At 68.3% G+C, this 7849-nt stretch carries 8 protein-coding genes; 3 read left to right on the top strand and 5 right to left on the bottom strand.

The window, feature by feature from the left end; translation table 11 throughout:
* A partial coding sequence (gene sufD, locus ABT08_RS11760; RefSeq protein ID WP_288115069.1) for a Fe-S cluster assembly protein SufD occupies positions 1 to 1162 on the bottom strand: 1162 nt, incomplete at its 3' end.
* Positions 1162 to 2580 carry a Fe-S cluster assembly protein SufB gene (gene sufB, locus ABT08_RS11755; RefSeq protein WP_056209163.1) on the bottom strand — a complete coding sequence of 473 codons (1419 nt, stop codon included), beginning with the start codon at positions 2578 to 2580 and terminating at the stop codon, positions 1162 to 1164. The genes sufD and sufB, both read right to left, overlap by 1 nt.
* Before the next feature lie 246 nt (positions 2581 to 2826).
* Between sufB and ABT08_RS11750 the strand changes: the two genes are divergently transcribed.
* A complete protein-coding gene (locus tag ABT08_RS11750) occupies positions 2827 to 3762 on the top strand; it encodes a COX15/CtaA family protein (RefSeq protein WP_056209165.1) in 936 nt (311 codons plus the stop codon).
* Positions 3763 to 3858: 96 nt separating this feature from the next.
* Entirely contained in the window at positions 3859 to 4269 is a 411-nt protein-coding gene (locus tag ABT08_RS11745) for a hypothetical protein (protein ID WP_045245971.1), read from the top strand.
* 1 nt (position 4270) lies between these two features.
* Here the strand turns inward: ABT08_RS11745 and ABT08_RS11740 are convergent, their stop codons facing one another.
* The 3 genes from ABT08_RS11740 to ABT08_RS11730 all read right to left on the bottom strand — a co-directional run bounded on the left by ABT08_RS11740 (position 4271) and on the right by ABT08_RS11730 (position 7483).
* On the bottom strand, positions 4271 to 4720 hold the full coding sequence (locus tag ABT08_RS11740; RefSeq protein WP_045245970.1) for a MarR family winged helix-turn-helix transcriptional regulator: 450 nt from the start codon (positions 4718 to 4720) through the stop codon (positions 4271 to 4273).
* The gene (locus ABT08_RS11735) at positions 4717 to 6456 is read right to left on the bottom strand and encodes an MFS transporter (protein ID WP_045245968.1); all 1740 of its coding nucleotides are present in this window, start codon (positions 6454 to 6456) and stop codon (positions 4717 to 4719) included. The genes ABT08_RS11740 and ABT08_RS11735 overlap by 4 nt, the downstream gene beginning before the upstream one ends.
* Before the next feature lie 100 nt (positions 6457 to 6556).
* Entirely contained in the window at positions 6557 to 7483 is a 927-nt protein-coding gene (locus ABT08_RS11730) for a heme o synthase (RefSeq protein WP_056209171.1), read from the bottom strand.
* Positions 7484 to 7717: 234 nt separating this feature from the next.
* On the opposite strand from ABT08_RS11730, the gene ABT08_RS11725 reads away from it, so the two are divergent.
* Positions 7718 to 7849 (top strand): thiamine pyrophosphate-binding protein (locus ABT08_RS11725; RefSeq protein ID WP_288115070.1); only part of this gene is annotated, 132 nt, incomplete at its 3' end.

The following is a 7849-nucleotide window of genomic DNA, read 5'->3' as shown; positions in this document are numbered from 1 at the left end:
CCTCCCCCGCGAGCTCCGCCTCGATGGCGGCGGTCAGCTGCTCCTCGAGGTCGGGCACGCCGATCTTCTGCACGATCTCCGCGAGGAAGCCGATCACGACGAGGCGTCGGGCCTCGGCCTCGGGGATGCCGCGGGCCTGCAGGTAGAACAGCTGCTCCTCGTCGAAGCGGCCGGTCGCGCTCGCGTGACCGGCGCCGACGATGTCGCCCGTCTCGATCTCGAGGTTCGGGATGGAGTCGGCGCGCGCACCGGAGGTGAGCACCAGGTTGCGGTTCGCCTCGTACGAGTCGGTGCCGACCGCATCCGGCCCGATGAGCACGTCGCCCACCCACACGGTGCGCGCCGTCTCGCCCTGCAGGGCGGCCTTGTACAGCACGTCGCCCGAGGTGTGCCCGCCCTTGTGGTGCAGGTAGACCTGGCTCTCGAGGTGCTGGCCGGCGTCGGCGAACGCGAGACCGTAGAGCTCTCCGACCGCGCCGGCGCCGGCGAGCTCGACGCTCGGGTTCACCCGCACGACGCCGCCGCCGAAGCTGACGACGATGTGACGCAGGTGCGCGTCGCGGTCGACCCGGGCCTGATGGGATGCCGCGTGCACCGCGTCATCCGCCCACCGGTGGAGCGCGACGACGGTGAGGTCCGCGCCGTCGCGCACGACGATCTCGACGTTCTCGGCGAACTCCGCCGTACCCGTGTGGTCGAGGAGCACGGTCGCACGCGAGTGCGGACGCGCCTCGATCACGACGTGCGCGGTCGCCCGCCCGCCGGTGCCGGCGACGTCGACGCGGATGGGCACCTCGTGCTCCCCGTCGACGACGACCGAGACGGCCTCGGGGCTCTGCGCCCACGCGATCGCGGACGGCAGGTCCTCGGGCCGGAACACGGCGCCCCGAGCGGATGCCGCGGCATCCGTGGTCGGCGTCACGGTCACCGTGACCCCGTCGGTCTGCGGGTCTGCCGCGTCGAACAGACGGGCCAGACGCGCGACGGGGGTGTGCTTCCAGTTCACCTCGCGGCCGGTCGGACGCTCGAAAGCCTCGGGATCGAACGAACGGAATCGCTCGGAGCGGGTCTGCACCGGCACGGTCGCGGCGGTCACCACGGCGGCGGCAGGGTCGATGTGGCCCTTCTCGTCGTGCGAGGGGGCCTCGGTCGCTGTCGTCATCAGCCGACGGATCCTTCCATGCCCATCTCGATGAGCTTGTTGAGTTCGAGTGCGTACTCCATCGGCAGCTCCCGTGCGATCGGCTCGATGAAGCCGCGCACGATCATCGCCATCGCCTCGTCCTCGGGAAGGCCGCGGCTCATGAGGTAGAAGAGCTGCTCCTCGCTGACCTTCGACACCGTGGCCTCGTGCCCGAGCTGCACGTCGTCGACCCGGATGTCGATCGCCGGATACGTGTCGGAGCGGGAGATGGTGTCGACCAGCAGCGCGTCGCAGCGCACGGTGTTGGCGCTGTGGTGCGCGTTCGGGTCGACTCGCACCTCGCCGCGGTAGCCCGCGCGACCGCCGCCCCGGGCGATCGACTTCGAGACGATCGAGGACTGGGTGTACGGCGCCATGTGGATCATCTTCGCGCCGGCGTCCTGGTGCTGACCGGGACCGGCGAAGGCGACCGAGAGGGTCTCACCCTTGGCGTGCTCGCCCATGAGGTAGATCGACGGGTACTTCATCGTCACCTTGGAGCCGATGTTGCCGTCGACCCATTCCATCGTCGCGCCCTCGTGGGCGATCGCACGCTTGGTGACGAGGTTGTACACGTTCGTCGACCAGTTCTGGATCGTCGTGTAGCGCACCCGGGCGTTCTTCTTGACGATGATCTCGACCACGGCCGAGTGCAGCGAGTCGCTCTGGTAGATCGGCGCCGTGCAGCCCTCGATGTAGTGCACGTACGAGTCTTCGTCGGCAATGATCAGGGTGCGCTCGAACTGACCCATGTTCTCGGTGTTGATGCGGAAGTAGGCCTGCAGGGGGATCTCCACGTGCACGCCCTTCGGCACGTACACGAACGAGCCACCCGACCACACCGCGGTGTTCAGCGCCGCGAACTTGTTGTCGCCCGCGGGGATCACGGTGCCGAAGTACTCCTCGAAGAACTCCGGGTGCTCCTTCAGCGCGGTGTCGGTGTCCATGAAGATGACGCCCTGACGCTCCAGATCCTCCTGGATCTGGTGGTAGACGACCTCCGACTCGTACTGCGCGGCGACGCCGGCGACGAGCCGCGAGCGCTCCGCCTCCGGGATGCCGAGGCGCTCGTACGTGTTGCGGATGTCCTCGGGGAGGTCCTCCCACGACTGCGCCTGCTTCTCGGTCGAGCGCACGAAGTACTTGATGTTGTCGAAGTCGATCGCACTGAGGTCGGCGCCCCACGTCGGCATGGGCTTGCGGTCGAAGAGCGACAGGCCCTTCAGACGCGTCTTCAGCATCCACTCCGGCTCGGCCTTCAGGGCGGAGATGTCGCGCACGACGGCCTCGCTGAGACCTCGTTTCGCGCTCGCACCCGCGGCATCCGCGTCGTGCCAGCCGAACTCGTAGACACCGATGCCCTCGAGTTCGGGGCGGTCGATCAGCACATCCGACATGTCGTCACTCTCCTCCTGGGGCTCAGCGCTGTCATGCGCTCCGGCATTCCTTCGCCCCGTTCGGAGTGACGGGAGGATGCCGCTTCCGGGCCCGGTCAGCAGGCACAATCTGCGCGCCTACACTGTCTGTGATGCGGAACGCGCATGCGTCGCATCCCACATCCGATCCTACAGGTTCCGCCCACCCCGAGGGTGGCGCGCACCGCGCCGTCGCGCCGCTGACGGCCTCCGTGGAGGCATCCGCCCATGTCCGCAGACCCCGCCGTCGCGCGCCGTCGCTCACTGCTGTCCTATCTGCCCGAGCGACCCGGCCGCAGCATGATCGTCGCCGCCTGGGCGACGCTGGTCGTGCAGATCGCGATCGTGGGCACGGGCGGCCTCGTGCGGCTGACCGGTTCGGGTCTCGGATGCCCCACCTGGCCCAAGTGCACGGCGGACTCGCTCGTGGCGACCCCCGAGATGGGGATCCACGGCCTGATCGAGTTCGGCAACCGCAGCCTCACCTTCGTGCTGGCGATCATCGCGATCGTGACGTTCGTGCTGACCCTGCGCTACCGGAAGCAGCGCCGCGACCTCTTCTGGCTGTCGCTGCTCGTCGGCATGTACATCCCGCTGCAGGCGGTGCTCGGCGGCATCACCGTGCTCTCCCAGTTGAACCCCTACGTCGTGGGCCTCCACTTCTTCGCGTCGGTGCCGCTCGTCGCCCTGTCGGCGGCGCTCGTCGTGCGCGTCTACGCCGTGCCGGGGCCCCGCGTGCGCGCGGTGCCGACCTGGTACGCGGCGGTCGCACACGTGACGAGCGGTTTCGTGCTGTTGACGGTGATCGTCGGCATCCTCGTCACCGGATCGGGCCCGCATGCCGGCGATGAGCATGCGATCCGCAACGGCCTCGACTCCGAGGTGCTGCAGCACATCCACGCGATACCGGCCTACGTCACATTCGCGTTGACCGTGGCGCTGGTCGCGAGCTCCTTCCGCACCGAGCCCGCTCTTCGCCTGCGCTTGTGGACGTCGCTGCTGCTGGCCGTCGAGCTCGTGCAGATCGCGGTCGGTCTCATCCAGGCGAACACCGGGCTCCCCATCGCGCTCGTGAACGTGCACATGGTGCTCGCGGTGACCCTCGTGGCGGCGATGACGGCCGTCGTGCTCAACCTGAAGCGCACGGTGGTCGCCGCTTCTTAGGGAATCCATAGCCGCAGAGTTTGCGGTCTCCGCGCCAGGCGACAAGGCTGGGAAGGCGGTTCGGCCACCCCGGCCGACCGGAAGGAGATCCCACCGATGACCCCCCGCCCGCGCCTCACCCGCAGCATCGCCTACTGGGTGCTGACGCTCGGTTCCATCCTCAGCATCGGCTTCGGCGTCTGGCTCGTGATCGACAAGATCACCGTCATGACCACGACGCTCGGCAACCAGACCGCGACCGGGATCGAGGTGTACGCGGGCCAGTCGTGGGTCCTCCTCGGCGCAGCGTTCATCGTCGCCGGCCTCGTCGGCCTCGTCGCGGTGCTTGCGCTCGCCGCAGCCGCCCGCGTGTTCGCCGCCCCCATCGTCCCCGTGGCCGCGCCGGTCTGGCCGGAAGGCGTGACCGACCCGATCAGCGCCGAGCCGGCCCTGGCCGAGCCCACCGAGCCCGTCGCCGACGAGCTGCCCGTCGCGCCCGCCGCGCCGGAGACGACCGACAGCAAGTGAGCTAGAGCCCCGCAGCCGCCTCGTCGACACGGACCGCGAGGCGCTCGAGGGCGTCGAGAGCATCGACCAGTCGTTCACGGTCGCGCTCGCCGAGCTTGGAGAGGGCCTCCCCCACGCGGGAGGCCCTCTCTGCGCGTGCGCGCAGCAAGGTCGCGACGCCGAGATCGGTCGGGATCACGACCGTCGCGCGGCGATCGTCAGGATCGTCATGACGGGCGATCAGTCCGCGCTGCTCCAAGTCGGCGAGGATCCTCGTCATGCTCGGCGCGGTCACCACCTCGATGCGCGCGAGGTCGGATGCGCGCGTCTCCCCCAGCCTCACGATGCTCGACAGCGTCGACGTCAGCCCGTAGGAAAGCCCGTCGGCGTTCGCTCGGATGCGCCGGTTGATCCGCCCCACGACCACGGACAGACGCTCGGCGTCGCCGGGATGAACGCCGCCGCCGGTCACGACGCGCTGCTCACGACCGGCACGGGCGCAGTGGCGGCGTGTACATAGTGGCGACCGCGCACGAGGGAGGCGATCGCTCCGATCAACGACATGATGGCGGCGGCGAGGAACACGATGACCAGTCCATCATGGAAGGGCTCCGAGATGAGCTGCGGGAAGAACTGGTTGCCGGTGAGAGCCGCGACATCCGATGCCGGCAGGTGGTCGAGCACACCGGTCGGGCCGAGCAGCGTCTGGATCGGGTTGTAGCCGAGGAACGCCGCGAAGACGCTGCCGACGGGCGGCAGCTGCGCGATCTGCGCGGCGGCGTCGGCCGGCACGCCGTGGGCGGTCAGACCCGACTTCATCGCGTCCGGGAGGCTCGTCGCGAGGCCCGCGATCAGCAGCGAGAAGAAGAGCCCGATCGACAGCGAGGTTCCGGCGTTGAGCACGGTGCCGGCCATGCCCGATGCGGCTCCACGCTCGCTCGCCGGCACGCTGTTCATGATCGCGCTGCGGTTGGGCGCGCCGAACATGCCGGATCCGAGACCGGACAGTCCGGTGATGATCGCGAACTGCCAGTACTCGAAGTTCACCGGGATGAGCAGCAGCAGCACGAAGGTCACGGAGACGATCAGGAGGCCCACGGTCGCGAACAGGCGCGCGCCGAAGCGGTCGGAGAGCGTGCCCGAGATCGGTCCCGCGATGAGGAAGCCGATCGTGATCGGGAGCATGTAGATGCCCGCCCACAGCGGGGTGTCCGCGTAGGCGTAGCCGTGCAGGGGCAGCCAGATGCCCTGCAGCCAGATGATCAGCATGAACTGCAGGCCGCCGCGTCCGATCGCGGCGAGGAGGCCCGCGAGGTTCGCCATGGCGAAGGCACGGATGCGGAACAGGCGCATGTCGAACATCGGAGCCGACGAGCGCAGTTCGATGAAAACGAACGCCACGAGCAGCAGGATGCCGCCGACGATGCCTCCGAGCACCCAGGGGTTCGTCCATCCTGTCGTGCTGTCGCCGTAGGGCTGGATGCCGTAGGTGATCGCGGTGAGGAGCGCCGAGAGACCGAGGGCGAAGGTGATGTTGCCGGGCCAGTCGAGCTTGCCGGGGTTGCGCGCGCCGACCTCCTTGAGCGACACGTACGACCAGATCGTGCCGATGATGCCGATCGGCACGCTCACGAGGAACACGGCCCGCCAGTCGATGACGGCCAGGAGGCCGCCGATGATGAGACCGATGAAGCTGCCGGCGATCGCCGCGACCTGATTCACACCGAGCGCCATGCCTCGACGGTGCGCCGGGAAGGCGTCGGTGAGGATCGCGGTGGAGTTGGCGAAGAGCATCGCCCCGCCGACGCCCTGCACGAGCCGCCAGAGGATCAGCCAGGTGGCTCCCGGGCCGCCCGAGAACGGGTCGAGCGAGAGGGCGATGGATGCCACGGAGAACACGACGAAGCCGAGGTTGTAGATGCGCACGCGGCCGTACATGTCGCCGAGGCGACCGAAGGTCACCACGAGCACGGCGCTGACGAGCATGTAGCCCATCAGCATCCAGAGCAGGTAGCTGACGTTGCCGGCCTCGAGCGGGTTGAGACCGATCCCCTCGAAGATCGCCGGCAGCGAGATGATGACGATCGAGGCGTTGATCGTGGCCATCAGCATGCCGAGCGTGGTGTTGCTCAGCGCGAGCCACTTGTAGTGCGGGTGCTCTCTGTCGAACAGGCTGGTCTTGACGGGACGGTTCCGGGGGTCGGTCACGGGGCTCCTCGCTCGGGCGATGCGCAATTTAGTTACTTGATATGAACTAAATATACGCCTGCGAAAGAGCCCGCTCTCCGCAGAGAGGGACGACCGCGGGTCAGAACGGCAGCAGCGGGTCGATCGCGATCGCGACGAAAAGCAGCGTCAGGTAGGTGATCGACGCGTGGAAGACGCGCATCGGGCGCGGCTCGGTGCCGCGCACCGCGCGGCCGTAGAGGCGGTGCGACTCGTAGATGAACCAGCCGCCGAACACGAGCGCCGATGTCGTGTAGACGAGTCCCATGTTCGCCACGGGGATGAGCAACAGGGATGTCGCCACCGTCGCCCACGCGTAGAGGATCACCTGGAGCCCCACCTGGGAACCCGAACGGGTGACACCGAGCATCGGCACATCCACGTCGTCGTACTGGTCCTTGTACTTCATGGACAGCGGCCAGTAGTGCGGCGGCGTCCAGAGGAAGACGAGCACGAACAGGATCAACGGCGCCCACGAGAGCGAGCCGGTCACGGACGACCAGCCGATCAGCACAGGGAAGCAGCCGGCGATGCCGCCCCACACGATGTTCTGCTCGGTACGGCGCTTGAGCAGGATCGTGTAGATCACCACGTAGAAGAAGATCGCTCCCGCGGAGAGCCCCGCCGCGAGCAGGTTCGTCGTGAGCGCGAGCCAGAGCGTCGAGACCGCGGCCAGCGTCCAAGCGAAGATGAGGGCGCCGCGCTCGGAGACCTCTCCGGTCACCAGCGGCCGGTTCTCGGTGCGCTGCATGTGCGCGTCGATGTCGCGGTCGAGGTACATGTTGAAGGCCGCCGCCGACCCCGCGCTCAGCGATCCGCCGATGACCGTCGCGAGCACGAGCCAGAGATCGGGGATGCCGCCCTGCGCGAGGATCATGACAGGGACCGTGGTGACCAGCAGCAGCTCGAGCACGCGCGGCTTGGTGAGCGCGACATATGCCCGGATGGTGCGACGCAGCGACGGGCTGTCGAGACGCGCGTCGCGCCCCGTGGTCGTGCTGATGTCCATCGTCCCCGCTATCACCGGAAATTCCTCGTCGATTCTACGTCATGCCTCCTGTCCGTCCGCCCGGACGCCGTTGCCTCCCCGGCGCGGCCCGTCACAGTCGAGCCCCGGCATGTGCGCGTGACTATGCTGAAATCACATGCGTCCGCCCAGGCGCGATCTCCCTTGTTCCGCTCCGCGGACGACCCGAGATCAGCACCGAGCGATGCACCCTCACACATGCGGAAAGGCGGTCCGGTGTCGGATTTGCAGTGGGACGAAATCGATTCTCGTGCGGTGGATGCGGCGCGGGTGTTGGCGGCGGATGCGGTGGAGAGGGTCGGGAACGGTCATCCGGGGACGGCGATGAGCCTGGCGCCGGTGGCGTAT

This window comes from Microbacterium sp. SCN 71-21 (genome assembly GCF_001725695.1).
Classification (GTDB): Bacteria; Actinomycetota; Actinomycetes; order Actinomycetales; family Microbacteriaceae; genus Microbacterium; species Microbacterium ginsengisoli.
Note: the sequence above shows the minus strand (reverse complement) of the source record. Positions and strands in the feature narration are given on the sequence as shown.